Source organism: Streptococcus sp. SM3, from assembly GCF_027497875.1.
This window is the reverse complement of sequence record NZ_JAJNSA010000029.1, coordinates 1-26,577: the sequence shown is the minus strand read 5'-3', so window position 1 is coordinate 26,577 and position 26,577 is coordinate 1. Positions and strand designations below refer to the sequence as shown.

Annotated in this window: 25 protein-coding genes; 3 read left to right on the top strand and 22 right to left on the bottom strand. The window is 42.3% G+C overall.

Annotated elements, in window-relative coordinates; translation table 11 throughout:
- A partial coding sequence (locus PAN06_RS06310) for an NAD(P)/FAD-dependent oxidoreductase (protein WP_269795887.1) occupies positions 1 to 451 on the top strand: 451 nt, incomplete at its 5' end.
- 324 nt (positions 452 to 775) lie between these two features.
- Here the strand turns inward: PAN06_RS06310 and PAN06_RS06305 are convergent.
- The 11 genes from PAN06_RS06305 to tsaB form a co-directional block, all read right to left on the bottom strand.
- Positions 776 to 1,438 (bottom strand): hypothetical protein, encoded by a 663-nt coding sequence (locus PAN06_RS06305; protein WP_269795886.1) that lies wholly within the window; start codon positions 1,436 to 1,438, stop codon positions 776 to 778.
- Positions 1,439 to 1,540: 102 nt separating this feature from the next.
- Positions 1,541 to 1,867, bottom strand: coding sequence for an AzlD domain-containing protein (locus PAN06_RS06300; RefSeq protein ID WP_269795885.1), 327 nt, complete (start codon positions 1,865 to 1,867; stop codon positions 1,541 to 1,543).
- Positions 1,854 to 2,549 carry an AzlC family ABC transporter permease gene (locus PAN06_RS06295; RefSeq protein ID WP_003003018.1) on the bottom strand — a complete coding sequence of 232 codons (696 nt, stop codon included), beginning with the start codon at positions 2,547 to 2,549 and terminating at the stop codon, positions 1,854 to 1,856. Before PAN06_RS06295 ends, PAN06_RS06300 begins: the two co-directional genes overlap by 14 nt.
- 110 nt (positions 2,550 to 2,659) lie before the next feature.
- Complete coding sequence (locus tag PAN06_RS06290; RefSeq protein ID WP_269795884.1) at positions 2,660 to 3,244, bottom strand: hypothetical protein; 585 nt, start codon at positions 3,242 to 3,244, stop codon at positions 2,660 to 2,662.
- Positions 3,245 to 3,250: 6 nt separating this feature from the next.
- The gene (locus PAN06_RS06285; protein WP_049514744.1) at positions 3,251 to 3,919 is read right to left on the bottom strand and encodes a DUF443 family protein; all 669 of its coding nucleotides are present in this window, start codon (positions 3,917 to 3,919) and stop codon (positions 3,251 to 3,253) included.
- Positions 3,920 to 4,013: 94 nt separating this feature from the next.
- Positions 4,014 to 4,931, bottom strand: a complete 918-nt coding sequence (locus PAN06_RS06280; protein ID WP_239683613.1) for a hypothetical protein — start codon at positions 4,929 to 4,931, stop codon at positions 4,014 to 4,016.
- A 38-nt stretch (positions 4,932 to 4,969) separates the two neighbouring features.
- Complete coding sequence (locus tag PAN06_RS06275; RefSeq protein WP_269795883.1) at positions 4,970 to 5,515, bottom strand: hypothetical protein; 546 nt, start codon at positions 5,513 to 5,515, stop codon at positions 4,970 to 4,972.
- Positions 5,516 to 5,560: 45 nt separating this feature from the next.
- The gene (locus PAN06_RS06270; protein ID WP_269795882.1) at positions 5,561 to 6,553 is read right to left on the bottom strand and encodes a hypothetical protein; all 993 of its coding nucleotides are present in this window, start codon (positions 6,551 to 6,553) and stop codon (positions 5,561 to 5,563) included.
- A 138-nt stretch (positions 6,554 to 6,691) separates the two neighbouring features.
- Complete coding sequence (gene tsaD, locus PAN06_RS06265) at positions 6,692 to 7,702, bottom strand: tRNA (adenosine(37)-N6)-threonylcarbamoyltransferase complex transferase subunit TsaD (protein ID WP_269795881.1); 1,011 nt, start codon at positions 7,700 to 7,702, stop codon at positions 6,692 to 6,694.
- The gene (gene rimI / locus PAN06_RS06260) at positions 7,692 to 8,129 is read right to left on the bottom strand and encodes a ribosomal protein S18-alanine N-acetyltransferase (protein ID WP_269795880.1); all 438 of its coding nucleotides are present in this window, start codon (positions 8,127 to 8,129) and stop codon (positions 7,692 to 7,694) included. The genes tsaD and rimI overlap by 11 nt, the downstream gene beginning before the upstream one ends.
- The gene (tsaB, locus tag PAN06_RS06255; protein WP_269795879.1) at positions 8,126 to 8,809 is read right to left on the bottom strand and encodes a tRNA (adenosine(37)-N6)-threonylcarbamoyltransferase complex dimerization subunit type 1 TsaB; all 684 of its coding nucleotides are present in this window, start codon (positions 8,807 to 8,809) and stop codon (positions 8,126 to 8,128) included. The genes rimI and tsaB overlap by 4 nt, the downstream gene beginning before the upstream one ends.
- Before the next feature lie 292 nt (positions 8,810 to 9,101).
- Between tsaB and PAN06_RS06250 the strand changes: the two genes are divergently transcribed.
- Both PAN06_RS06250 and PAN06_RS06245 read left to right on the top strand, forming a co-directional pair.
- Complete coding sequence (locus PAN06_RS06250; protein ID WP_003008866.1) at positions 9,102 to 9,332, top strand: DNA-directed RNA polymerase subunit epsilon; 231 nt, start codon at positions 9,102 to 9,104, stop codon at positions 9,330 to 9,332.
- 3 nt (positions 9,333 to 9,335) lie between these two features.
- Positions 9,336 to 11,018 carry a ribonuclease J gene (locus PAN06_RS06245; protein ID WP_070586717.1) on the top strand — a complete coding sequence of 561 codons (1,683 nt, stop codon included), beginning with the start codon at positions 9,336 to 9,338 and terminating at the stop codon, positions 11,016 to 11,018.
- A 244-nt stretch (positions 11,019 to 11,262) separates the two neighbouring features.
- Here the strand turns inward: PAN06_RS06245 and glnA are convergent, their stop codons facing one another.
- The 11 genes from glnA to purR all read right to left on the bottom strand — a co-directional run.
- The gene (gene glnA / locus PAN06_RS06240; protein WP_003016943.1) at positions 11,263 to 12,609 is read right to left on the bottom strand and encodes a type I glutamate--ammonia ligase; all 1,347 of its coding nucleotides are present in this window, start codon (positions 12,607 to 12,609) and stop codon (positions 11,263 to 11,265) included.
- 39 nt (positions 12,610 to 12,648) lie between these two features.
- Positions 12,649 to 13,008 (bottom strand): MerR family transcriptional regulator, encoded by a 360-nt coding sequence (locus PAN06_RS06235; RefSeq protein ID WP_003008872.1) that lies wholly within the window; start codon positions 13,006 to 13,008, stop codon positions 12,649 to 12,651.
- 67 nt (positions 13,009 to 13,075) lie between these two features.
- The gene (locus PAN06_RS06230; protein WP_195327003.1) at positions 13,076 to 13,609 is read right to left on the bottom strand and encodes an aromatic acid exporter family protein; all 534 of its coding nucleotides are present in this window, start codon (positions 13,607 to 13,609) and stop codon (positions 13,076 to 13,078) included.
- A gap of 269 nt (positions 13,610 to 13,878) precedes the next feature.
- Positions 13,879 to 15,078, bottom strand: a complete 1,200-nt coding sequence (locus tag PAN06_RS06225) for a phosphoglycerate kinase (protein ID WP_003008876.1) — start codon at positions 15,076 to 15,078, stop codon at positions 13,879 to 13,881.
- A 202-nt stretch (positions 15,079 to 15,280) separates the two neighbouring features.
- Entirely contained in the window at positions 15,281 to 20,071 is a 4,791-nt protein-coding gene (locus tag PAN06_RS06220) for a bacterial Ig-like domain-containing protein (protein ID WP_269795878.1), read from the bottom strand.
- A 234-nt stretch (positions 20,072 to 20,305) separates the two neighbouring features.
- A complete protein-coding gene (gap, locus tag PAN06_RS06215; protein ID WP_006154814.1) occupies positions 20,306 to 21,316 on the bottom strand; it encodes a type I glyceraldehyde-3-phosphate dehydrogenase in 1,011 nt (336 codons plus the stop codon).
- A 279-nt stretch (positions 21,317 to 21,595) separates the two neighbouring features.
- Positions 21,596 to 23,677, bottom strand: coding sequence for an elongation factor G (fusA, locus tag PAN06_RS06210; protein ID WP_003003071.1), 2,082 nt, complete (start codon positions 23,675 to 23,677; stop codon positions 21,596 to 21,598).
- Positions 23,678 to 24,092: 415 nt separating this feature from the next.
- Positions 24,093 to 24,563 (bottom strand): 30S ribosomal protein S7, encoded by a 471-nt coding sequence (gene rpsG / locus PAN06_RS06205; RefSeq protein WP_003003105.1) that lies wholly within the window; start codon positions 24,561 to 24,563, stop codon positions 24,093 to 24,095.
- 19 nt (positions 24,564 to 24,582) lie between these two features.
- Positions 24,583 to 24,996 (bottom strand): 30S ribosomal protein S12, encoded by a 414-nt coding sequence (gene rpsL, locus PAN06_RS06200; RefSeq protein ID WP_003003125.1) that lies wholly within the window; start codon positions 24,994 to 24,996, stop codon positions 24,583 to 24,585.
- 205 nt (positions 24,997 to 25,201) lie between these two features.
- Positions 25,202 to 25,768, bottom strand: a complete 567-nt coding sequence (locus PAN06_RS06195; RefSeq protein WP_269795877.1) for a hypothetical protein — start codon at positions 25,766 to 25,768, stop codon at positions 25,202 to 25,204.
- Positions 25,769 to 25,791: 23 nt separating this feature from the next.
- Positions 25,792 to 26,577 (bottom strand): pur operon repressor (gene purR, locus PAN06_RS06190; RefSeq protein ID WP_269795876.1); only part of this gene is annotated, 786 nt, incomplete at its 5' end.

Sequence of the window (26,577 nt, the reverse complement as noted above, 5' to 3'; positions counted from 1 at the left end):
GATGTCTAGCTTTGTTAAAGGTGGGGAAATCTTATCTCTGGACCTCCTTCCGACTACCTCTTCTCAAGAGTTAAAAGACTTTCTAGAAGAGCATCGAGAAAAGTCCATTAAAAATAGCCTCAAAACCCTTCTTCCTGAACGGTTAGCTGATTTCTTGGCGCAAGGATTCCCTGAAAAAGCCAAGCAACTCACTCCTACTCAGACAGAAGAGCTCATTCAAAACATCAAAGAGATGCCTATTCCTGTCACTGGGAAGATGTCTCTTGCCAAATCCTTTGTAACCAAGGGTGGCGTCAGCCTCAAAGAAATCAATCCTAAAACCCTAGAAAGTAAGCTAGTTCCTGGGCTCCACTTTGCAGGAGAAGTCCTCGATATCAATGCCCATACAGGCGGTTTTAATATCACATCCGCCCTCTGTACCGGTTGGGTAGCAGGAAGTCCTCATTACTAAAAAATGAACTCGATTTTCCATCGAGTTCGTCTTAGAATGATGACAAACTATTTTAAAGTAAAATAAGTTAAGTAATTCTACAAAGAAATATAAATGTGGTCCAATTCTTAGAATGAATCAAGAAAATGCCGAAACTTTCCGCTGTGAGAAAAGTGCCTGAAACAAAAAGTTTCAGGCACTCGGAATTATTGAGACCTTAGGCTCAATAATTAGTCATGGAACTTCTACGAAGTTCGCTGACGTCCGTACTCACTTAAGGAAAGTTTTTAAGAGGACTTTGTCTTCAATCTGAAACGAACTCGATTTTCCATCGAGTTCGTTTTTTTATTGTTCTTTGGTTAATGAAAAACGGAAATCATTGTATTTGTTGTAGTCAAATGGTGTATTGGTGGCCGTTGTGAAAACAATAGGTGTATAGTGTCCTTCTTCTAAGATAAAACCAGGTTCGAGTCGGAAATCAGCGACACCTAAGCCTGTGATCCCAGGGAGCAAGGCATCAGCCCCATCAAGACCTTCAGCATCCCAATAGTAGATATTTCCAGTTGCTTGGACAGCTCTTGCCGTATAGGTCGCTGTCCGAGTCGGTTCGCTATCATTTTTGAAACTTACCACTGTTGTTACATCCCCATTGGCATCGACGGTCATTTTAATCGAATCCGCTTGTGGACTAGATCCTACCCAAGTTCCCACCAGTTCTGCAGGGACAGTAGCTTGCGGCGTAGCAGACGCATTCTCGGTCTTACTAGAGTCTTTTGTACCTGTCTCGCTACTGGTTTGAGTTGAAGAGCTAGCTGTATCTTTTGCCTGAGCAGAAGATGCTGCACTCTTTTTGCTATTACTTTTGGCTTTTTTCTCTACCTTACTGGTAGATGCTTTTGCGGATGAGGAAGCTGTTTTTTTATCCTTTGCACCACAACCACCGAGAGCTAGACCAAGTGAAGCAGCCACCAGAACAGCGGCACTCCAACGGAAGATTGATTTTTTCATAAGATCACCTCTTTATCTTTCTGAATCCCATTATACTCCAATTGTTACAAAAATCAAGTTTTTTTGTAACAATTGTAATTTTTCTGTAACATATTTTTACATTTAAAATGCCAATCGTAATAGAGCGATCAAGACAATTCCAAACAAAACGGTTCCCATAAGGTTTTTGTAACGAAAGGCTACAAAGAAGCTAGGAATGGTCACCATGAGGTCCAACCAGTGGAACTGCGGGAGACTTCCCATTTTCCCCTCTACTAAGCTTGATAAAACCAAGGCAAAGATAATGGAAATGGGCAGGTATTTGAGAAAGCGGGTCACAGGAGCCGGCAGTCCCTTGTATTTAACTAAGAGGAAGGGTAAGATCCGAGGAATCCAGGTAACGAGGGCTGAGGCCAGAATGGCCATGAAGATAGAACTATTCACGCGCATCACAGACCACCCCCACAAAACAGCCGATCAAGGTCGCAGCTAGCACAGCAAGCGGTTGCGAAACAAAAAAGAGTAAGAGAAAGAAACTCACTGCTACTGCTAAGAGCACCATTAGCATGGTCTTGGTCTTTTCTGTCAGTTGCATTCCTTGAAACTGGGCTGCAAAAATCCCAATAAACATAGCCACTAAGGCAAAATCAAGCCCAAAAGCCTTTGGATCAGGTAGGAGAGATCCTAGAGCTGTCCCGATAACCGTCGCACTGATCCAGGCCACGTAGCCTACTAGATTGTTCCCATGCATCCAAGGAACTGTAATGGTATCCGTCTTTAACTTCTCACTCAAGTAGACCCCGTAACTCTCATCGGTCAGGAGACTTCCAATCCCAATGGTATGAGCGAGACTCGCATCCTTAAAATCAGAGGAGGTATGCAGACTCATCAACATATTCCGGAGATTGATCAAACACACGGTCAAGGCCATATTCAAGATCGACGAGTGGGCCGCAATCAGAGAGATCATCGCAAACTGGGCCGCCCCAGCATAGACCAAGACACTCATCAAGGCCATCTCCAAAGGAGAAAGATAGGGAGACGCCACCACACCGCAAGCCAGGCCAATACTGATATAGCCTAGAGCTGTCGGCAGCGCGTCCCTCACCCCCTGCCAAAAATCTTTTTCCATACTCTCACTCCTTTCTGAATCGTTGACCTCTATTATAATACAAGAAAAAAGCTTGAAAAAGGACCAATGAGAGAGAATGGATAAGCCCTCGATATATTTCTATCTCTCCCCTACTGATTCACTTTTAAATCCGACATCTCTAATGACATCTTTTCTTCTTGTGTCATGCTCTCGACAATTTGTTTTTGCTCACTGGATATTGGCAAGGTCAAAATCGTGGCAGATTGATCAGGCAATGCTCCACTGTCACTAATTTTATAGCCAATCCGTTGATTCTTATAAATCAATTGCCCATCATATTTCCAACTCAATGAAAATTCAAAATCCTTATCAATTTGAAACCCAGCTTTGTTAATCAATAGAAAAACAGCATATTCTTGTTGATTTGATGAGAAAGTTGCGCCCGTATAGTTGATCGATAGGCTTCCTTGATCTCCAAGTTCTGGATGTTCCTTGGTTAATTTCTTCCCTAATTCAATTACATTTGATTCTTTTCCTTCATACTGTGGTCCCACCACAAACTGCAAGCCTTTTTCATTTTTAACAGTTGAAGACTCTTTTGAGATCTGCTCCGTTTTGCTTGGCGAAGAATCTTTTGATTCCTGTCGAGACTGGGCGCATGCTGTTAATGATAGAAGCGCTACAAACAAAACGATCGTTTTTTTCATCATTTCTACTTCTTTATTCTTATCCATTTCATTCTAGTTACTTTTTTCGATGACTATCTCTTCTACACTATCTAGCCTTAAATTTCCTGTTTTCGCTCCTAAAAGAACTGGAACTTTACCAAATTCGAAGGTCAATAGAAAAGCCGTAAGAATACCGCCTATCACCAAAAAGATCCCTTCTGTTCCATTGTTGGTGAATAAATACATGGCTAAACAGGCCAGTAAGACAACATTTAATAGATGGGCATCAAAAATTTGCTTTCTTTCTGGTATCGGTTTGAAAGTCACCCTGTATCTCTTCCTCGCTGTAGGAAATAGATTCTTAACCTTTTTACGAGCCTTTTCTATCGAAAATCGAAAGAACACAAAAGATATAAGTATGGCAACCACAAATAAGACTATCTTTAGAAAAATTTGCTGACTAATAGCATACTCACTGAATAGCTTTTTGAAGAGACTATAAACCACTCCCACAAATGGCTGAACTAGAATGGCTGCTGTTCCCCCATTTAATTTATTGATGGGTGTGCCTGGAATTTCAACTTTTTTATCTACTTCCATCATCTCAACAGTGATAGTTTCCGTCGGCAGCCCCCAATAATAGAGCTTAGGCTTCATGGTACTAGCATCTAACAGAAATTTTTTACCATCGTACTCTACCAGTTGGTGACAGAAAATACTTGTTTCTTTATATTCTAACATTCTACTTACTTCCTATATGCTTTCAACATAGCATCCTAGACGGTACTAACCTGATCAAATCCAGCTTTCTTCTCCCAACCTTCCAGATGAGGCTTTACTCAGACAATTCACCACCTTTTCCATTGTAGTATTGTTTAAACTCTTCATAAGAACGAATTTCATGTTCTTGACCATCTATTGAGTACCGAGCTTCAATTTTTACACCAGGTAAGGTGTCCTGTCCTTTAGGTGCAAACCAATGAAGAAGAGTATCAAACCATTCCTTACTACTTAACAACTGTAATCTAGGTTCAATCCAGTACTTACCACTCAACATTTTCTCTTTGAATTCCGGATAAATTGCAAATAGATTAATATCTGTGTTTACATTCTTGGCCTGTTTCTGAAATTTAAATCCTGCTTGAAGGTCAAAGCCGGTATTTTTATCGATTAATTCCATTAAATTTGTATAGTCTATTATTTTTTCCTTAACTGCACTGCCCTCTGGGATGGCATATTTGCTATAGTATTTCTGTTCATCCAACTTGTAATAAATATTTTTCCCATTTCCAATACTACGTTCCATTGCACTACGAGAATCAAAATAGATTAGATCTACAACACTTACTCCACTATTAACATTTATTTGATAATCATAAATAAAGGCTTTTGGTGCTGTCTTACGAATCTCATCTAAAGCATTTACGGTTGTTTCTTTAAAATGATTGTCAATCTCGTAATATCGGAATCCGACATACTCCCATTTTATTCTGTCATCGGTTTTTACATAGTCAAAACCAACCAGATACTTCCCATCAACCAAGGTCAGATCCTTACTCAAAACAAATTGATTTTTCTCACCAAATAATTGAACATCCTTGAGATTCCCTTTATGAATGACTTTTGTTGAGCTCGGTCTCTTTTCGATAGGATTTTTCTTAGTCTCTGAAGGTTTAAAATAGAATATTAAACCGACTACAATAATTGCTAGACAAACCAGTTTCAAACTTAAAATTTTTTTCAATACATCCACCTACTTTTTCAAAGGCCTCATGCCCATCAGAGATTTCCTTAATTACCGTTTTCCACTTCTTGAGATATGCTCTCCATCATATCGGGCCATTTAGATAATTGGTAATCAAATTTGAACATAAATATCACTATAAAACTAATCATCAAAAAGAGTGCTGCAATGGTTTCATTTCCAATGACAAATAAAAGAATAGCGGCTACAGTTAGGAACCTAAAAAGATTGACCAGAAATGTAAAGTACACCTTCCGTCTCTTTAATGCCTTGATGAACTTCTTGCACTGATCCTCATCTATCTTAGATGTCTGTAATTTCAGGCTCGCATGGTAATATCGAATAATCCACGCAGCAAGAAAGTAGGAGATAACACCTAAAATTGGAATCGTTCCAAGTCGTACCAACTGATTGTCAAATATTCCAGCCTCCGCTAACCCATCCGAAATTTTGTTGATAATAAATAATGTAATAGGGAGCAGTACATAAGACCAGTAGTTAGGAGAAGATGTCTCTTCTAGTATGACTTTTTCCTCCCAATCAAAATGGTAATTCTTATTCTCCCATATTCCTAAATTAATTATTGTTTGCATAACAACCTCTTTTTCACCCTCCTTGTATGTTTCCTAAAAATTCTCTCAGTGCCAATTTGAAACAGATTTACCATTATAATACTGTTGAATCTCATCGAATTGAGAGATTTTCGTATCTTTATTTTCAATACTCAGTTCTTTAGGCAGATAGGCATAATCGTACACAGAGGAACCTAATGTAAGAAATTCTGTTTCTAGATCAATCAGTTCTTTCCCATTCGTAATGGCACCATTCTCAGAATTGATCACTTTATAAGCAAAACCTTCTGGTTTTGAAAAGAGTTTAAATGCTGTCGGATAAGACGCTCTTAAATTGATATCCCCTTTGAAAGATTTTTCCTTCCAAAATCCATTATCAAACGGAAGAACTCCAGCAGTGTAACCTTTACGGGTAGAAATAAAGAGATACACTCTATTCTTCTCATTTATTTCTTCTTCCGTTGTTTCTTTATCAATTTTAAGTGTTTTAAGATTAAGTAAGAAATAACGATATGTTAGTTGATCATTTATTCTAATAACAACATAATCATTGTTTTCTATCCTTCTTAGAGTTGGCAAGGTTCCAACCAATTCAAAATTATCATTTTTTAAATAGTTAACCATTAATTTCCAAGCATTAACTTCTTTCTTAGAGGCTTTTTTATTGGTTAAATCAAAGACATCTAAATACGAGTATTCATCTGACTTCATTTTTTTAGAGGCAGACGCTAGTCTTAATTTCTCCCTCGCTCTAACAAGATAATGTTGATTTACTCTAATCCAATCAGGGGAATTGACTGCTTTTGCTACTTTATTATTTTCAAACTTCCATTCAACTACGATACCATTTTTAGCATGGATAAATTGAAAATTCTGGATATCTGCATTAAGATTATAAGTATTAAAATATTCATTTTCATCTCCATTAATAGATCTCTTAGTATCTTCCTTCAAATATTTTGAGCAACCAAAAAGAAATAAAATAAACCCCATTCCTAGCAAAATTAAGCTAGAATATACAACTACATTCTGTTTAATTTTATTGCTGTTTCGTACCATCCGACTTCCCTCTCTTCCATCTAGGTTTTATTCCTTCTATCATACCGAATTTTCTTTCGACTCGCAAATCCGCTACTAGTTGGTGAGATCCCAGCAAAAAAGCCATTGGACCTTGAACATCCAATTGGCTCCTTTTTCTTATTCAATTCCTTCAAAGGCTAGGCTTGGTTTGGCATTGAGATCCCAGCCTGCGAAGTTTTCTTTGTTCCATTCGCTGACACTGGCATAGGCAATCATCCCTGCATTGTCCCCGCAGAGACGCAGAGGCGGAATGATGACCTTAACATCCGTGATCTCAGAAGCCAAGCGTTCACGAAGGCCTTGGTTGGCTGCGACCCCACCCGCAACGACTAGAGTCTTGACTGGATATTTCTCCAAAGCCTTTTTGGTCTTGGCCATGAGAATGTCTAAGACGGCTGCTTGGAAACTCGCTGACAGGTCTGCATTGGAGTGGCTTTCTCCTTTTTGCTGCGCATTATGGTGCAGATTGATAAAAGCCGATTTGAGCCCTGAAAAAGAAAATTCCAGATTGTCTTCCTTGATCATGGCCCGTGGGAAATCATAAATATCAGCCCCTTGGTGGGCTAGCTGATCAATCTCACGTCCTGCTGGATAGGTCAATCCCATCACGCGCCCAACCTTGTCATAAGCCTCTCCTACAGCGTCATCACGGGTCTCTCCGACGATCTTATAATCACCAGCTTCACTGACGTAGACCAGCTCGGTATGTCCTCCACTCACCAGCAAGGCTAAGAGCGGAAATTCTAAGGGCTCCACGCTTTGAGCGGCCATCAAGTGCCCTGCCATATGATTGACAGGAATCAAAGGAAGGCCGTGCGCCCAGGCAAAGGCCTTAGCTGCAGCCAAGCCGACTAAAAGAGCCCCAACTAGTCCTGGGCCGTAAGTAACGGCTACAGCAGTGACCTCGTCTTCTGTGATCCCTGCTTCTTCTAGGGCTTCTTCAATACATGCAGTGATGACTTCCACATGGTGACGAGAGGCTACCTCAGGCACCACTCCACCAAAACGCTTGTGACTTTCGATTTGACTGGCAATGACATTGGATAAGAGTTGGTCGTCATTTTTTAAGACAGCCACGCTGGTCTCATCACACGATGTCTCAAAAGCCAAAATATATCTATCTTTCATTCGGGTTCCTCTTCATGATCACGGCATCCTCTATCGGATCGTGATAGTAGTTTTTCCTCCGTGCAATTTCTTCAAAGTGCATTTTTTTGTATAGGCCTTGGGCCGGTTGATTGGACACGCGCACTTCTAAGAAAATCTCTTTTTGGTCCGGCAACTGCGCGAGTAACTGCTGGGCTAGGCCTTGCCCCTGAAAGGCGCGCTTGACCGCAATCTGCAAAACCTCTGCTTCATAGAGAGTCTCTTGAATGGCGACAAACCCAAGGACTTGTCCCTCATCCACAGCTAGGAAATAGGAGATCGATTCCTGCTCTAAATCAGCTTCAATCTGCTCCAACTTCCAGGGACTGTGGCCATAGACATCTTCCATCACAGAGAGAATAGCGGCTGCATCCTGGTTGCTCCCTTTCCTGATTGTTCCTTTCATCATAGGCGCTTGATGTAAGAGGTCGTTGTTTCTGTGTGGTCTTTCAGCCAATTTTCCTCCGCTTCGACCCGTTTGAGATAATTGGGGACAAAATCATGGAGGCTAGCAGGCGCTTGTTTGAGGCCGAGACGTCCGATTTTCACTGCATCCGGCAGCGTTTCATAGCAAGTAGCCCTTGGCAGGCTAGAGGCAATCTGCTCCTTAAAGGGTGTGATTTCTCCGACAAAGGTGACCTGCTCACTCGTTGCTGCACGCTCTAAGACCTCTTCAAACGGAAAATGCCCTTCAGGTGCGACCAGCTGATCTTCTTGGTAAAAACCCGCATAGACATTGTTCCGACGGGCATCCATGATAGGTACTACCAAACCTTCTAGATCATCCGGCACTAGAGCTAAGAGGCTTGAGACCCCGACCAATTCAATCCCTAAAGTATGAGCCAAGGTCTTTGCGGTTGCGACCGCAATGCGCAGTCCAGTGTAACTCCCAGGACCTTCTGCCACCACGATCCGGTCCAAGTCCTTGGGTGTCAAGTCGATTTGTTGCATCAAAAAATCGATGACCGGCATCAAGGTAATACTATGATTTTTTTTAATGGTTAATGTTGTTTCTGCAAGTAGAGTCTCATCTTCTAAAATCGCTACAGAAAGAGCCTTACTCGAGGTATCAAATGCTAATAATTTCATTTCCTACTCCTCTTGAACTGGATTATATTATACTACAAATTCCCTTCAAATCCCAGCGAAACTCTCCTCTAGAACGCAGGATTTTCCTATCCAAAACCGCTTAAAAGCTTCTCTATTATAGGTCTTTGCCTTTCTGACTTTTCCAGTCTATCTTTTACTTACAGGCGAATTTATGATATAATAATAATTAATTGTATCGAATCAGGTCCACTAGTTGCGAGTAGGAAACTCTAGTGATTGCACTCCTTCGCAGCTAACAAATAGACCGAAATAATGAAAGGAAAATTACTTCATGATTTACAAAGTTTTTTATCAGGAAACAAAAGACCGGAACCCTCGTCGTGAAACCACGCATGCACTTTATCTCGATATTGATGCACCAAATGAACGCGAAGGACGTATCCAAGCACGTCAATTGGTTGAAGCAAACACAGATTTCAACATTGAATTTATCACACCACTTTCTGAGCAACACCTTGCTTACGAGAAAGAGTCAGGTGCTTTTGAACTAACGGAGTACTAATCCATGGCTTATACCTTAAAACCTGAAGAAGTTGGTGTATTTGCCATTGGTGGACTTGGAGAAATCGGAAAAAATACCTACGGGATCGAATACCAAGATGAAATCATCATTGTCGATGCCGGGATCAAATTTCCAGAAGATGACCTCCTTGGGATCGACTATGTCATCCCAGATTACTCTTATATCGTTGACAATATCGATCGCGTCAAAGCGGTCCTCATTACCCACGGACACGAAGACCACATCGGTGGGATTCCTTTCCTTTTGAAGCAAGCCAATGTCCCTATCTACGCTGGACCTTTGGCGCTTGCCTTGATCCGTGGAAAATTAGAAGAGCACGGTCTTCTTCGTGATGCCAAACTCTACGAAATCAACCAAAACACTGAGCTTCAATTTAAAAATCTTAAAGCAACCTTCTTCCGTACGACTCACTCGATTCCAGAACCTTTAGGGATTGTGATTCACACCCCTCAAGGAAAGATTGTCTGTACCGGAGACTTCAAATTTGACTTCACACCTGTTGGGGAACCGGCTGACCTCCATCGTATGGCGGCCCTTGGAGAGGAAGGCGTTCTCTGTCTGCTTTCAGACTCAACCAACGCAGAAGTCCCAACCTTTACCAACTCTGAAAAAGTAGTTGGCCAATCCATCATGAAGATCATCGAAGGCATTCACGGGCGCATCATTTTTGCTTCCTTTGCCTCTAATATCTTCCGTCTCCAACAAGCTGCTGAGGCAGCTGTCAAGACAGGTCGTAAGATCGTCGTCTTTGGACGCTCGATGGAAAAAGCCATCGTCAACGGAATTGAGCTTGGCTACATCAAGGTCCCTGCTGGAACCATTATCGAGCCAAATGAGATCAAAGACTATGCGGCCAATGAAATCCTGATCATGTGTACAGGAAGCCAAGGAGAGCCAATGGCAGCCCTCTCTCGGATTGCCAACGGAACGCACCGCCAAGTGCAACTCCAACCAGGAGATACCGTGATCTTCTCTTCTAGTCCAATTCCTGGAAATACAACCAGTGTGAATAAATTGATCAATACGATTTCTGAAGCGGGTGTAGAGGTCATTCACGGGAAGATCAACAACATCCATACCTCTGGACACGGGGGGCAACAAGAACAAAAACTCATGCTCCGCTTGATCAAACCAAAATACTTCATGCCTGTCCATGGTGAATACCGGATGCAGAAGATCCACGCAGGACTTGCGCGTGATTGCGGAGTGGAAAAAGACAATATCTTCATCATGAGTAATGGTGATGTCCTCGCTCTTACAGCCAACTCTGCTCGGATCGCAGGAAGCTTCAATGCTCAAGATATCTATGTCGATGGAAATCGCATCGGTGAAATCGGGGCTGCTGTCCTTCGTGACCGGAGAGACCTTTCCGAAGACGGTGTCGTTCTTGCTGTTGCGACTGTTGACTTCAAATCGAAGATGATCCTGGCTGGACCAGACATCTTGAGCCGTGGTTTTATCTACATGCGTGAATCAGGAGATCTGATTCGTGAAAGCCAACGCATTCTCTTCAATGCTATTCGTATCGCCTTGAAGAACAAAGATGCCAATATCCAAACCGTCAATGGTGCGATTGTCAATGCCCTTCGCCCATTCTTATACGAGAGCACGGAACGTGAACCTATCATTATCCCAATGATTCTCACACCAGATGACGAAAATTAACAAAACAACCAGTTGAAACCACTGTTTCAACTGGTTTTATAGTAACCTTTTGAGGATCAAAAAGAGAGTGGGACAGAAATCGGTAATTCGTTAGAATTTGATTTCGTCGTCCCTCCTCCGCACAGTTGAGTAGGGCTGTAAAAGCTGATGAAATCAGCGTAGTAGAGCCCACTCAACCACTACGTCTTGCTCGACAATCCAAAAGAGGCTAGGACTTTTGTCCTAGCCTCTTTACTCTTGTTTCTTAATAAAGATCTAAATAGTTGTCTACTTCCCATTGGGATACGAAGGTAGCATAACTTGCCCATTCGATTCGTTTGGCTTCAAGGAAGCTGGTGTAGATGTGCTCACCCAAGGCAGCTTTCACCACTTCGTCTTCTGTCAAGGCTTTCAAGGCATTGTGAAGGGTAGAAGGGAGATCTGTGATTCCAGCTGCTCTACGTTCTTCTGGTGTCATCACATAGATATTTTCTTCGATCGGAGCAGGTGCTTCGATTTTATTTTCAATCCCGTGAAGGCCGACTTCAAGCAAGACTGCCAAGGCTACATAAGGATTGGCCATTGGGTCTACTGAACGCAATTCTAAACGAGTTCCCATACCACGTGATGCTGGCACACGTACCAATGGGGAACGGTTGCGACCTGCCCAAGCGATATAAACGGGTGCTTCATATCCTGGCACCAAACGCTTATAAGAGTTAACCGTTGGGTTTGTCACCGCTGTAAAGTTATATGCATGCTTGATCAAGCCACCCAAGAAGTGATAAGCTGTTTCTGACAATTGCATGCCCTTTGGATCTTCTGGATCAAAGAAGGCATTGTTGCCATCTTGGTCAAAGAGAGACATATTACAGTGCATACCTGATCCGGCAATTCCAAATTTTGGTTTGGCCATAAAGGTTGCATACAAGCCGTGTTTACGAGCGATGGTCTTCACAACGAGTTTAAAGATTTGGATCTTGTCACAAGCGCGGAGAACTTCGTCATACTTAAAGTCGATTTCATGCTGACCAACGGCTACTTCGTGGTGGCTGGCTTCTACTTCAAAGCCCATCTTGGTCAAGACATTGACGATTTCACGACGAGTGTTATCTGCAAGGTCTGTTGGAGCCAAGTCAAAATAGCCACCTTTGTCGTTTACTTCAAGAGTTGGATCTCCATTTTCGTCCAACTTGAAGAGGAAGAATTCCGGTTCTGGTCCAAGGTTAAAGGATTTGAATCCAAGTTCTTCCATATGACGAAGGGCACGTTTCAAGTTGCCACGTGGATCTCCTGCAAATGGTTCTCCTTCTGTCGTATAAACATCACAGATCAAGCCAGCTACGCTACCATTTTCATCTCCCCAAGGGAAAACTGTCCATGTATCTAAATCTGGGTAAAGATACATGTCTGACTCGTTGATACGGACAAATCCTTCGATAGAAGAACCATCAAACATGGCTTTGTTTGAAAGAACCTTGTCCAGTTGCTCATCGGTAGCTGGAATTTCGACGTTCTTCATAGTTCCCAAAATATCAGAGAACATCAAGCGAATAAAAGTAACATTTTTTTCTTTTACTTCACGGCGAATATCTGCAGCAGTAATTGACATTTTTGTCTCCTTAAAATAGATTACAAGCTTATGAAATGATCAACGGAATTGACCATATGGCGATGGGGAAGATGTGAAGCGACTTTGCTGAAGAATGTCACGATGAAGAGCCTTACGGATCTCTTCTTGACTGACAACCTTGGTTTGCTCTTGCTCTTTTTCCGCATATTTCTTCTTAATATCCGCAATATTGAAGCCATCTGAGATATAATCTTTGATCTCAAGCAGGCGGTCCATATCGTCCAACGAATACATGCGGCGATTGCCTTCTGTCCGATCAGGAGAAATCAATCCCTGATCTTCATAATAACGAATCTGGCGAGCTGTCAAGTCGGTCAGCTTCATAACACTTCCAATCGGAAAGACTGCCAGCGAGCGTCGTAATTCCTTTTCCTTCATACCATTCCTCTTTCTATTCTATTATATCGAAAAAAAAATCTATGTCAAGATTAAATGTTATATAATCTTACATAGGTTTTTTGTGTTTCTTGAGAAAATCGCGAATGCGATCCACATCCGAATTGACCAAAATCGCAACGAAAACGCCAATAAAGGTCTCAAATATTCGGGCAAAAACATACAAGAAGGTTTCACCGTTAGGAATCGAGAGGGTAATGATCAGCATTGCCGAAACTCCTCCAATAATTCCTGCTTTGTTATTCATAGCAACATTTGTCATAATGGTTAACATGGTCGCAATGGGTACAAAAATAAGAGTCACCCAATACGCCCCATGAAAGAACGTTTTTAAAAGGAAGAACAATACAGCATAAAAACCTCCGATACTGTTGCCCATGACACGCGAAGCCCCGAAGTGGACACTCTTATCAAAGTCTTCCCTCAAACTAAAAACAGCTGTCAAAGTCCCGATCTGAAGGCCTCGCCAGCCAAATATTCCAAAAATAAGTAGTACAATAAAAACGGCAATCCCTGTTTTAAAGGTTCTCATCCCCAAACGGAATTTGGACCAATCAAATTTGTGTCGTTTAAAGTAATCCATGGTCACCTATCTTTCTATTTCTATTATTCTACCATATTTTCAGAAAGGAGAGAACAGTTATCAATAGAAAGAAAAAAGAGAGTGGGACAGAAACCGGTAATTCGTTAGAATTCGATTTCGTCGTCCCACCTCCGCACAGTTGAGTAGGGCTGTAAAAGCTGATGAAATCAGCCTAGTAGAGCCCACTCAACCACTGCGTCTTGCTCGACAATCCAAAAATAATTGAGAGGCTAGGACTTTTGTCCCAGCCTCTTTTCATTCTATTTAGATTATTTGTCTGTAAGAGCAGCCAATCCTGGAAGTTCTTTACCTTCAAGGAGTTCCATAGAAGCACCACCACCAGTAGAGATCCATGAGAATTTGTCTGCACGGCCAAGGTTGATCGCAGCAGCAGCTGAGTCACCACCACCGATGATTGATTTAACGCCTGGTTGTTTCACGATAGCGTCCATCACACCGATTGTACCAGCTTGGAAGTCAGGGTTTTCAAATACACCCATAGGTCCGTTCCATACAACTGTTTTCGCACCAGTCAATTCTTGGTCGAATTTAGCGATTGATTTAGGACCGATATCAAGACCAAGGAATCCTGGATCTACTGCTTCACCTTCAGTGTCTTTCACTTCAGTGTAGTCAGCAAATGCGTTCGCTTCTTTTGAGTCAACTGGCAAGATCAATTTGCCGTTTGATTTTTCAAGAAGAGCTTTCGCCACATCCAATTTGTCTTCTTCTACAAGTGAGTTACCGATTTCGATACCTTGTGCTTTGTAGAATGTGTAAGTCATCCCACCACCGATAAGGACTTTATCAGCTTTTTCAAGCAAGTTTTCGATAACACCGATCTTGTCAGATACTTTAGATCCACCAAGGATAGCTACGAATGGACGTTCTGGAGCTTCAACTGCTTCTTTGATATAAGCAATTTCGTTTTCAAGAAGGAATCCAGCAACAGCTTTATCAACGTTTGCAGAGATACCAACGTTAGATGCGTGTGCACGGTGAGCAGTACCGAATGCATCGTTTACGAAGATACCATCTCCAAGTGATGCCCAGTATTTACCAAGTTCAGGATCGTTTTTAGATTCTTTCTTGCCGTCAACATCTTCGAAACGAGTGTTTTCAACCAAGAGAACTTGTCCATCTTCAAGAGCGTTAACAGCTGCTTCCAATTCAGCACCACGTGTAACACCTGGGATAAATTTCACTTCTTGACCCAATTTAGCAGCCAAGTCAGCAGCTACAGGAGCAAGTGATTTACCTTCTTTATCTGCTTCTTCTTTTACACGTCCAAGGTGAGAGAAGAGGATTGCACGTCCACCTTGTTCAAGGATGTACTTGATAGTTGGAAGAGCTGCAGTGATACGGTTATCGTTAGTGATCACGCCATCTTTTACAGGAACGTTGAAGTCAACACGAACGAGAACTTTTTTCCCTTTCAAGTCAACGTCTTTAACAGTCAATTTTGCCATTAGATATGACTCCTTCTTTTTTTAATACATGATAATTATATCACAAAAGCTGTAAAAGAGGTAGAAAAATCCAATGCTTTTCCCCTCTAATTCACAGGATCCGAACGACACTTCTAAATACAAGATCAAACCTCTCTGGTTTTCACCAGAGAGGTTTTTTGAGAGTGACTTTTTAAGTGAACGAAAGAATCCTGTAAAAGACTTACTCTTCTTTCTTCTTACCAGCCAAGAGGAAGCCGCCTAAGGCCGCTAAGAGAACAGCTTCAGCTGCAAAGGAAGCTTCTAGGCTTGCCGTATTTGGCAAGTGTTCCGATTGACTTTCTTTGCTTGCATCTTTTGTTTCTTGCTGAACCGTTGGCTGTGAGTTCGCTCCTTGGTGGGCACTTAACAACTGATGGATCTCTTGATCGACCATATCCTTGTGATCTTCCTCTTGATGACCCGCTTGAGTAGAAATCGTTAGGGTCAACTGATCCACTTGAGAAGGCTCTGTAGGCTTCAATGGATTAGCTGGATCCGGAGTCACTGGGGCAACTGGTTGGACTGGCTGATTTGGTTGAGCCGGTTGAACAGGCTGATCTGGTTTAGCCGGTTCTTCTGGTTGGATCGGTTGGTCTGGTCCTTCCGTTTGTTCTGGCTTATAGACAATCGCATAGTGGGTAAAGTGAGGAGCTGTAAAGATAACTACATCTCCAACTCTCTCAAAGGCCAAGGATTGAGGAGCTTGACCTTCTGGGAAGAAGAGAACTTGCTCCACTTCTTTATCCTTATCCACAGGGATTTTCACAAGGGATGGATGCTGGGTATCGATGTCTTGACCGCTTGCATCTACGCCTTCAATATCAAATACGATTCCTTCTCGGCCCTTCAGCTCTTCTTTTTCTGCCTGATTGGCTTCAACTTTTGCGACTTTTAGTCCTTTGACAACGGTTGGCTCTAAGTTGGAGAATTGAACTTCGACTCCAGTTGCAGGGTCTACAAAGACCGCTGGCTTATCTTCTTTCAGGAGCGCAATCAAGGTCTCTAGACCTGTCTTAGCTGTTTCAAGCGCTTCAGGAGTGAGCTCTGAAGAAGCTAGGAGCTCTTTATTTTTCTCAACCAGTGCCTGCAAAGCTTCACCAGAAGGGTGATTTGGCTTGCTTGCTAATAGAGCAGTCGCTTCTGTTGTCAGAGCAGAGAGAGCTTCTTTTTCTTTTGTTAGATTGGCTTGACCATCCAAGGCTTTCAAGAGAGCGGTCAATTGGTTCAACTGCTCATTGACTTGATCTTGTGTGCTGGTATCATGCTCTTTCAAGACTTTTTCAGAAGCAGCCATTCCAGCCAGCAAGGCTTCTTTGACTTCAGGAGTCGCAAAAGTAAAGTCTACTTTGGCTTTTGCAGCTTCAGCTTCAGCCAATTTTTGCTTGAGGTATTCATCGTTGAGAGCTGGTTTTGGATTGACGAGGACATCAAAGCTTGTGCTAGCTCCTTTGTAATGGACAGTGATGGTTTGACGACCTTCCTTGGTCGTATCAAAGCCAGTCACTTCCACACCTTCATCTGTCAAGGCATGCGTTTCGGTCGTTTCATCTTCAAAGACGACTGTAAAGCGTCCACCTTCTTTTTCCAATGATTCTCCGACAATATATTCCACTTTTGGTTTGTCGGTCAATTCTAGACCAGCAACTGCTTTTTCACCTGCTTCTTCTGCACTGACCACAAAAACAGTGAGGGTCTTATCCAATTTCTGACCAAGGTAAGAGACTTCTAGGTGTTGTTCTCCCAGCTTGCTACTGTCAAATCCATGAATCTCTACACCTGAGTTGGTGAGGTTGACCAGTTGATCTGCTTGGCCATCTTTATAATGAACGCGGAGAGTCGCCCCTTTCAAGGAAAGGGCATCGCCTTCCCGGTAGACCTTCTTGGTCAAGCCATCTTCAAATTGAAGTCCCGCAATTTCTTTATCATTTTTTGGAACTTCAATTGCTAGAACATTACTGATATCTTTGCCAGGTTCTTGCGCACGATAGTAGAGAAGAGATGGGGTTGATTCAAAAGCCAGTGGTTTAAAGATCAGATTTCCAGCTTGATCGGCTGTCATGGTCGCAATTGGATTAGTAGCTTCTTTATCGGCATAAAGAGTCAGAGTAGTATTAGCTGGAACATCTTTGAAGCCGACTTGGACAAAATGATTACCCAGATTTTGCGCTGCAGCATGTTTCATCGGGATGTTGACCGTTTCCGTATCCAGACTTTCATACATCTTCCAGTTGTAAATCCGGATGGCTTGCCATGGGGTGCCGTTATCGGCTGTAATGACATGGAGACGCCAGTCTTGAGCCTTGATCGGATGATCAAGTGTAATGTCAGATACATGGGCTTTATTGCCACGAACTTCCTTGGCTAATTTCCACTCACCGGCTTCGTCCTTGTAGTAAAGGTCGAAGTCACGGGTATTCATCTTGCCATCATCGACAGATTCTCCACCAGCACCAGCATGGTCCATGACCCAACGAACAATGGTCCGAGGTTGTGTCAAGCGGATATCGACGGTTCCACTCAATTGAGCAGAAGACCATTTATCTGAAAGACTGGTAATGGTCCCATTTAACATCCCCTCGATGCCTTCACTACCATCCGCATCTGGGAAGCTCGAACCGATCACTTTGGCTCCGATGACCACGTTTGGTGCTAGGGCTTTTGGAAGACTGGTATCTGACACGGTCATACCCCAATCAAAGGCCACAGTTCCTGCATCTGAACGTTGGCCGTTCTTCCCAACTGCCACAACCTTGAGGTCCTGAGTCGTTCCTTCAGCACTTGCTGAACGGCTAACTTTTGGTAGATAGACGGTTGTTGCAGAAGACCCTGTTAAGAGACGCCAGTTGTCGCCATCTTTTTCATAGACTTCATAATAATCCGCATCTGCTACCCCTTTAAAATTGAGAACTGCTTCTGCTTCTTGCGCATTTTGTAGGCGTTTTGCTCGAACGGTTACTTCTGCTGGAGTAGCTGGTTTCTCTTGGTTCGACGTAATCGACAATTGGCCAAGATTAAATTTGTAGTCTTTGACATCCGTATCATGGTCAAAGAACATCTTCACAGCATAAATGGTTTTGCCAGCCAAACTTCCCAAATCAAAGGTTTGAGTAGACCAATCCGCACTCGGTGTCAATTCTTTCCATTCGTATTCAGAGTAGTCTTCTTTTGTGGCAACAGCTATCCAGGCAGCTGCTCCGACCCCACCTTTATGACTGACGCTTAATTTTGTCGTTTCTGTCACAGGGATCTTGGTCGAATAGAGCATGACATTTTGACTGCTATTGGCTTTTAAATCTCCTTCAAAGGCTAGAGAATTTCCTCCATTGTAGGCTTGATCAAAATCATAGCGACCTTTTAATGGTGTACTATCTTCACTATGCTCTACCCACCAACGCCAGGTTGGAAGGTAGCCTGAAACAGAACGGTAGTTCCACTCCCCTTCTTTAGAAATCTTGCCATCGACAAACCAGTGTTTTCCGTGACCAGTATTGAAGGAAGTATTGAAATTTTCACTAGTGATTGGGGTTTTGTCCACAACCAAATTAGACATTCCATACCAAGATTGGTCTGCTGGTTTTCCTTTAGTCGGATCTCCTTGGAAACCTGTCCAGAATAGATCTTCATGGGTATGGTAACCTTCACCAGTCTTTCCTAGACCTGTAATGGTATCTGGTGCATAAAGACCAAGAGATAGACGCAACTTTCCATGTTCATCTAAAATGGCATTCCAGTCTACATTAGTCTTATAAGAGCCTCCTTTCTGGAGCTCGAGTCCAGCTAGAACATCATAAGGATTCCGCTTAATCCATTTGGCTGTACTGATGGAATAATCCACTTCTGATTTACCCCAGTTAAAGTTGGCAAAGAAGGTATCAACTGGGTTTTCCCCATTTTCTGGCTGCATGAAATTGTAGTTGTATTCCCCCAGCGCATTTTCATGGTAACGGCCATATTCATAGGTCATAGCATCGTACCAGGAATACTTAATCGGATAGTTGAGACTCTTCGCATATTCTTTGGTATAAAGAAGAAAATCTCTCAATTTTGGACCCAATGGTTCTACAAGATTTCCAGTCGTTTCTTGGTTGATAAAGTAACCATCAAAGCCATAGTACTTGGCAAGTTCGACTAATTTACGGGCGATCGGGAAAGTTTTAGAGCCTTCACTATCTTCTTTTAAGGTTTCTGCAAAATGTTCTTGATCCTTGATGCTGCTAGACCAGTTATAAAAGATTGTTCCATAAATAGGAACCCCATTTCGGTGGGCAGCATCGATCACATCTGCTGATGGAACCAGCCCTTCCCAAAAGACCATGGAATCCAAATATTGCCAGTAATCAAAAGCATAGGCTTTAAACTCTTCCCCGCCGACAGACGCATGATCCTTTGCTTTGGAGTTCATATTTGACAGTGCTTGGATCTTCGCTTCAGGGTTGGCTTGTTCATTAATTTGTTTTCCTTGGAAACGACTCGCAAGTGGGACGCTTGCTCTGTTCATATCGTCATCCACCCGTTTTCCTGGTTCCCACTTCAAGAGATCATCCCAGGTATCGAACTTAACTTCTTTGGGCCTTAATTGTTTTTCTTCATTGGTTGGTAAATCGGCCACTTTTTCAGCAGTAGCTTTCGGTTTTTCAGTCTCTGAAACAGCTGGAGTATCTGTAGTTGTCGAGCTAGCTTCTGTACTTGTAGGACTAGCCTCCGGAGCGACCGCTTCTGCGACTGGTTTTTCCGTTTCTGCAGCAGGCAAGGCCGCATCTGCAGTATAGACGCCAGCTTCTCTCACTAGATGATTGACATCTTCTGTCGCTACTGAAGATGTTTCTAAGGGTTGTTCACTAGTAGAAACTGTCTCATCTGCAGAGACAGCTCCTGTTCCTAAAAATGCTAACCCAATCAATGCGGAGCAAACTCCCACACTGAATTTTCGTATACTAAATCGTTCTTTCTTTTCAAATAGATGACCTTTCATCTTGACCTCCTTGTATGGTTTTTTTCTTTTTCTTGAGCGATTTCCATTGGCTCCTTTCTCTACGAACTGTAATCGCTTTCATTTTATTGTATTAGAAATCTCCAATCAAGAATAGGATACCCTAATCTATTTAGCACTGTCAATCTATTTTGCCAATTCCTATAATATGATGAGAAAGCCCTAAAAAAAGTACAAAAAAAGAGGAGGTTTCCCTCCTCTCATCATACGCATGAATTATTTAGCAATTTTTGCGAAGTATTCAAGAGTACGAACAAGTTGTGCAGTGTAAGACATTTCGTTGTCATACCATGAAACAACTTTAACCAATTGTTTACCGTCAACGTCAAGAACTTTAGTTTGAGTTGCGTCAAACAATGATCCGTAAGACATACCTACAACGTCTGAAGAAACGATTGGATCTTCAGTGTAACCGTATGATTCGTTAGCTACTGCTTTCATAGCTGCATTTACTTCATCAACAGTAACGTTCTTTTCAAGAACAACTACCAATTCAGTAACTGATCCAGTTGGAGTAGGAACGCGTTGTGCAGCTCCGTCCAATTTACCGTTCAATTCAGGGATAACCAAACCGATTGCTTTAGCAGCACCAGTTGAGTTAGGAACGATGTTAGCAGCACCAGCGCGTGCACGACGAAGGTCACCTTTACGGTGTGGACCGTCAAGGATCATTTGGTCACCAGTGTAAGCGTGGATAGTAGTCATCAATCCTTCAACAACACCGAAGTTATCTTGAAGAGCTTTAGCCATTGGAGCCAAGCAGTTTGTAGTACATGAAGCACCTGAGATAACTGTTTCAGTACCATCAAGAATATCGTGGTTAGTGTTAAATACGACTGTTTTAACATCTGATCCACCAGGAGCAGTGATAACAACTTTCTTAGCACCACCAGCATGCAAGTGTTTTTCAGCAGCTGCTTTAGTAGCAAAGAAACCAGTTGCTTCAAGAACGATTTCTACACCGTCGTTAGCCCAGTCGATTTGTTCTGGATCGCGTTCAGCAGAAACTTTAACGAATTTACCGTTAACTTCGAATCCACCTTCTTTAACTTCCACAGTACCGTCGAAACGACCTTGAGTTGTATCGTATTTCAACAAGTGTGCAAGCATAACTGGATCTGTAAGGTCGTTGATGCGTGTAACTTCAACACCTTCTACGTTTTGGATACGACGGAAAGCAAGACGTCCGATACGACCGAAACCGTTAATACCAACTTTAACTACCATTCGTGATTTCCTCCTTATGAAAATCAAAAAAATTTTTTGTGAAAAGAGTAACTTGACACAGCGCCAAACATCTTTTAACAGTCTCTATTATATACTTTATTGCATTAAAAAGCAACTATTTCCCAACGAAAAGCAAGATTTATCATAGATCACCACCTCTTTTATTAAAGTTTTTCACAAAGTCTTGATCGATAGGAAAAGCGCTATTTTACTTGTACTCACTTTTGGAACAAAGAAAAACTCTTCCCAAAGTGGGAAGAGTTTTTAAGCATTGGTAAATTAAGCTTCACCTTTAGCTTTTTTAATGATTTCTTCTTGTACTGATTTTGGTACATCTTCGTAGTGGTCAAATACCATCATGAAGGTACCACGTCCTTGAGTTGCAGAACGAAGGACAGTAGCGTAACCGAACATTTCAGCAAGTGGCACATAAGCACGAACGATTTGGCTTGCACCGTGTGCTTCCATACCATCTACACGTCCACGACGAGCAGTTACGTGACCCATAACATCCCCAAGGTTTTCTTCAGGAACTGTGATGGTTACAAGCATCATTGGTTCAAGGATAGCTGGTTGTGCAGTCTTAGCAGCTTCTTTAAGTGCAAGAGATGCAGCGATCTTGAAGGCAGTTTCAGATGAGTCGACATCGTGGTATGAACCATCGTAAAGCTTAGCTTTCACGTCAACCATTGGGTAACCAGCAAGAACACCGTTCGCCATAGATTCTTGAAGTCCTTTTTCTACTGCAGGGATGAATTCACGTGGAACCACACCACCGACGATCGCATTTTCGAACTCGAATCCTTTACCTTCTTCGTTTGGAGTGAATTCGATCCAAACATCACCAAACTGACCTTTACCACCAGATTGACGTTTGAAGAATCCACGTGCTTGTGTAGAAGCGCGGAATGTTTCACGGTAAGATACTTGAGGGGCACCAACGTTAGCTTCAACCTTGAATTCACGTTTCATACGGTCAACAAGGACATCCAAGTGCAACTCACCCATACCAGAGATAACTGTTTCACCAGTTTCAGGGTTTGTTTCAACGCGGAATGTTGGATCTTCTTCAGCCAATTTTTGAAGGGCGATACCCATCTTGTCTTGGTCTGCTTTAGATTTAGGCTCAACCATCAATTGGATAACTGGTTCTGGAACTTCGATTGATTCAAGGATGATTTTTGCTTTTTCATCTGTCAATGAGTCACCAGTTGTAGTATCTTTCAAACCAACGGCAGCAGCGATATCTCCAGAGTAAACTGTTTCGATTTCTTTACGTGTGTTGGCGTGCATTTGAAGGATACGTCCGATACGTTCACGTTTACCTTTAGAAGTGTTCAAGACGTATGAACCTGAGTTCAAGACACCTGAGTAAACACGGAAGAATGTCAAACGACCTACGAATGGGTCAGTCATGATCTTGAAGGCAAGAGCTGCAAATGGCTCTTCATCAGATGCTGGACGTTCTTCTTCTTCGTCTGTATCTGGGTTTACACCCTTGATTGCAGGGATATCAAGTGGGCTTGGAAGGTAGTCAAGGACTGCATCCAACATCAATTGAACCCCTTTGTTCTTGAAGGCAGAACCACAAAGTACTGGGTAGAACTCAACGTTGATTGTCGCTTTACGGATACCAGCTTTCAATTCTTCGTTAGTGATTTCTTCCCCTTCAAGGTATTTCATCATCAAGTCTTCATCAGTTTCAGCAACTGCTTCAACCAATTTTTCACGGTATTCTTGAGCTTGTTCAAGGTATTCAGCTGGAATATCTTCTTCAAGGATATCTGTACCAAGGTCGTTAGTATAGATTTCAGCTTTCATCTTGATCAAGTCAATGATTCCGCGGAAGTCATCTTCAGCACCGATTGGCAATTGAATTGGGTGAGCGTTTGCTTGAAGACGGTCATGAAGTGTGCTTACTGAGTAAAGGAAGTCAGCACCGATTTTATCCATCTTGTTAGCGAATACGATACGTGGAACTCCGTATTCAGTTGCTTGACGCCAAACTGTTTCAGTTTGAGGCTCAACACCTGATTGTGAGTCAAGAACGGTTACAGCACCGTCCAAAACGCGGAGTGAACGTTGAACTTCGATAGTGAAGTCCACGTGTCCTGGTGTGTCGATGATGTTTACACGAGTGTCTTTCCATTGAGCTGTTGTAGCGGCAGATGTGATAGTGATACCACGTTCTTGTTCTTGCTCCATCCAGTCCATTTGTGACGCACCTTCGTGAGTTTCACCGATTTTGTGAATCTTACCAGTGTAGTAAAGGATACGCTCAGTTGTAGTTGTTTTACCAGCATCGACGTGAGCCATGATACCGATATTACGAGTTTTTTCAAGTGAAAATTCGCGTGCCATGAGGTTTGTTTCTCCTATATTTTTTATTTCTATATTCTATTATAACATGATTTAATAAAAACGGATAGGCAGGACCTACCCGTTCTCAGTATTTTCATGCTAAGTTTTGGTTCCAACTTGTAAGAAGAGTTGAATTGGGTTCAAGAGCTGACGAAGCTTAATTGAACTCGGGCTAAAAGCTCAAGTTAACTGATTTGAACCCGAGCGAGGCCCGGTGCAAAAAAGATAAACTGCTTTGTGTTCACGGAACACTGCATCAGTTTCCTATTTTTGCCTTGGGCCTTTGCCGCTCTTAGTATCATAATTGAACCCGGGCTAAAAGCTCGGAAAATAGATAAGCTTTCCTAGAATCTTTGATTCTTCGTCAAGCTTCCTAATTTTCAGTCGCTTTTTTAACGCCCTTAGTATCTTAATCTTACCAGCGGAAGTGTGCGAATGCACGGTTAGCTTCAGCCATACGGTGAGTATCTTCACGTTTCTTAACAGCTGCACCAGTGTTGTTCGCTGCATCCAAGATTTCTTTTGCAAGACGATCAACCATTGTGTGTTCACCACGTTGACGAGCGATTGTTACCAACCAACGAAGTCCAAGTGTTGTACGACGTTCTGGACGAACTTCAACTGGGACTTGGTAGTTAGAACCACCGACACGGCGAGCACGTACTTCAAGTACAGGCATGATGTTTTCCATAGCTGTTTCGAATACTTCAAGAGCATCGTTTCCAGTAGCTTCTTTAATTTGTTCGAAAGCTCCGTAAACGATTGAAGCAGCTGTACCACGTTTACCATCAAGCATAACGCGGTTGATAAGACGAGTAACTAATTGTGAATTGTAAAGCGGATCTGGCAATACATCGCGTTTAGGCGCACGGTTTTTACGACTCATTTTTCTTTATCCCCTTTCCTTATGCTTTTGGCTTTTTAGTACCGTATTTAGAACGGCCTTGTTTACGGTCGTTTACACCTGCAGTATCAAGTGCTCCACGGACGATATGGTAACGTACCCCTGGAAGGTCTTTTACACGTCCACCACGAAGAAGAACCACGCTGTGTTCTTGCAAGTTGTGTCCGATACCTGGGATATAAGCAGTTACTTCGATCAAGTTGCTCAAACGTACACGGGCAAATTTACGAAGGGCAGAGTTAGGTTTTTTAGGTGTCATTGTTCCAACACGAGTTGCAACACCACGTTTTTGTGGTGAAGAAACGTTTGTTTGAACTTTTTTATGACTGTTGTAACCAACGTTCAAAGCTGGTGATTTAGATTTTTCTACTTTTGATTTACGCGGTTTGCGAACCAATTGGTTAATTGTAGGCATCTACATTCTCCTGTAAAATTTTTTATTTTTGGTGATGGTACACTTGGTGACAGCTACCATCTGTGTGTACTTTTGCAACATTTGTCAGCACGTCCCTGTACACTCTTGAGAGACCAAAAGTAAAAAGTACCGTCTATTATTATAACATGACGGCACTTTGATTGCAAGATGTTTTTTTATTTTTTAAAGAAGTCGAAAAAGTTCATTATTGACCAGCTTCAGCAGGTTCTTCTGCCCCTGCATCTGCAGCCGGAGCATACTGTTGTTGCTGTTGTGGTTGAACTGTCGCATTGGCTCCAGCTACTCCAGCATTAGCATTAGTATTTGCGTTCGCATTCGTGTTGGCATTAGCGTCTGTTTGAGTCTGCTGTGTTGCCACTGTGTCGCTCTCATAGGTCAGTCCATAATAGTTAGCGATGTATTGGATACGGGCCTCAAGCGATTGCTTTTGAGTCGCATCTTTGACTTTCTTCACAGCAGCTTGGGCAGCGTTCACAGAATCTTGACTTGGCGTTGTTTCCATTTGAACGACTGCTTTTTCAGCAGCTTCTGTATTTTTCTTTTCTTCCTTCTTTTCTTTTTCTTCCTTTGTTTCCTTTTTCACTGGAAGGGAACCTGTTTTTTTAGCAGGTTGAATTTCTGTCGTTACCTGGGCAGCTGTATTCTTTTTAACGGTATACAAACCAGCTACCAAAATAAAGGATAGAGACAGGACTGTCACCAATCGAATCCACAAAGGACTATTATCAAATCGATCTAAAATTCTTTTCACTTTTTGATCCTCCTTTGTTGCTCTTAATCAAAGATATTCCCAACTTCGACACTCAATTTATTTTCTTTTACATCGATGTTGGTCACGCGCAATAAGGATTTGTGTTCAAAGAATTCACGGTCGGTTGCAGCATTATCCGCAAAGACAGCTACCCCTGCTAATTCAGAATCGAATTCAGCCAAGAGACTGACCATCCCGTTAATCGTTCCGCCACCTTTAAGGAAGTCATCGACAATCAAGACCCTGCTTCCTGCTTTTAGGCTCCGTTTTGAAAGGAACATTTTCTCAATACGATCCCCACTTGAGCCTGAAACATAGTTGACACTAACGGTTGACCCTTCTGTGATTTTCAAATCACGACGGACAATGACAAATGGAACATTCAAGACATTGGCCACTGCATTCGCTAAAGGAACTCCCTTGGTTGCTACGGTCATGACAGCATCAATTTTCTTATCTCGAAAGGCTTTGGCAATGATGCGGCCGATCCGATTCAAAATCTTTGGATTGCTCAAAAGATCAGACAGGTAAATGTAGCCACCAGGAAGGATACGATCACTTTCAGACAGTTGCTTGCAAAGATCTTCGACGATTTCTTTGGATTCTTGATCTGAGATAGACGGTGTAAAGATAACACCTCCACCAGCTCCTGTAATGGTCTCAATATTTCCGATTTCCATCTCTTCAAACGCACGCTTAATGATCACGATATCTTCTGAGATGGAAGACTTGGCAGACTCATACTTTTCCGCAAACGTATTGAGGCTAGTCAATTCATAGGGATGGTTGATCAAGTAATTAGAAATTAC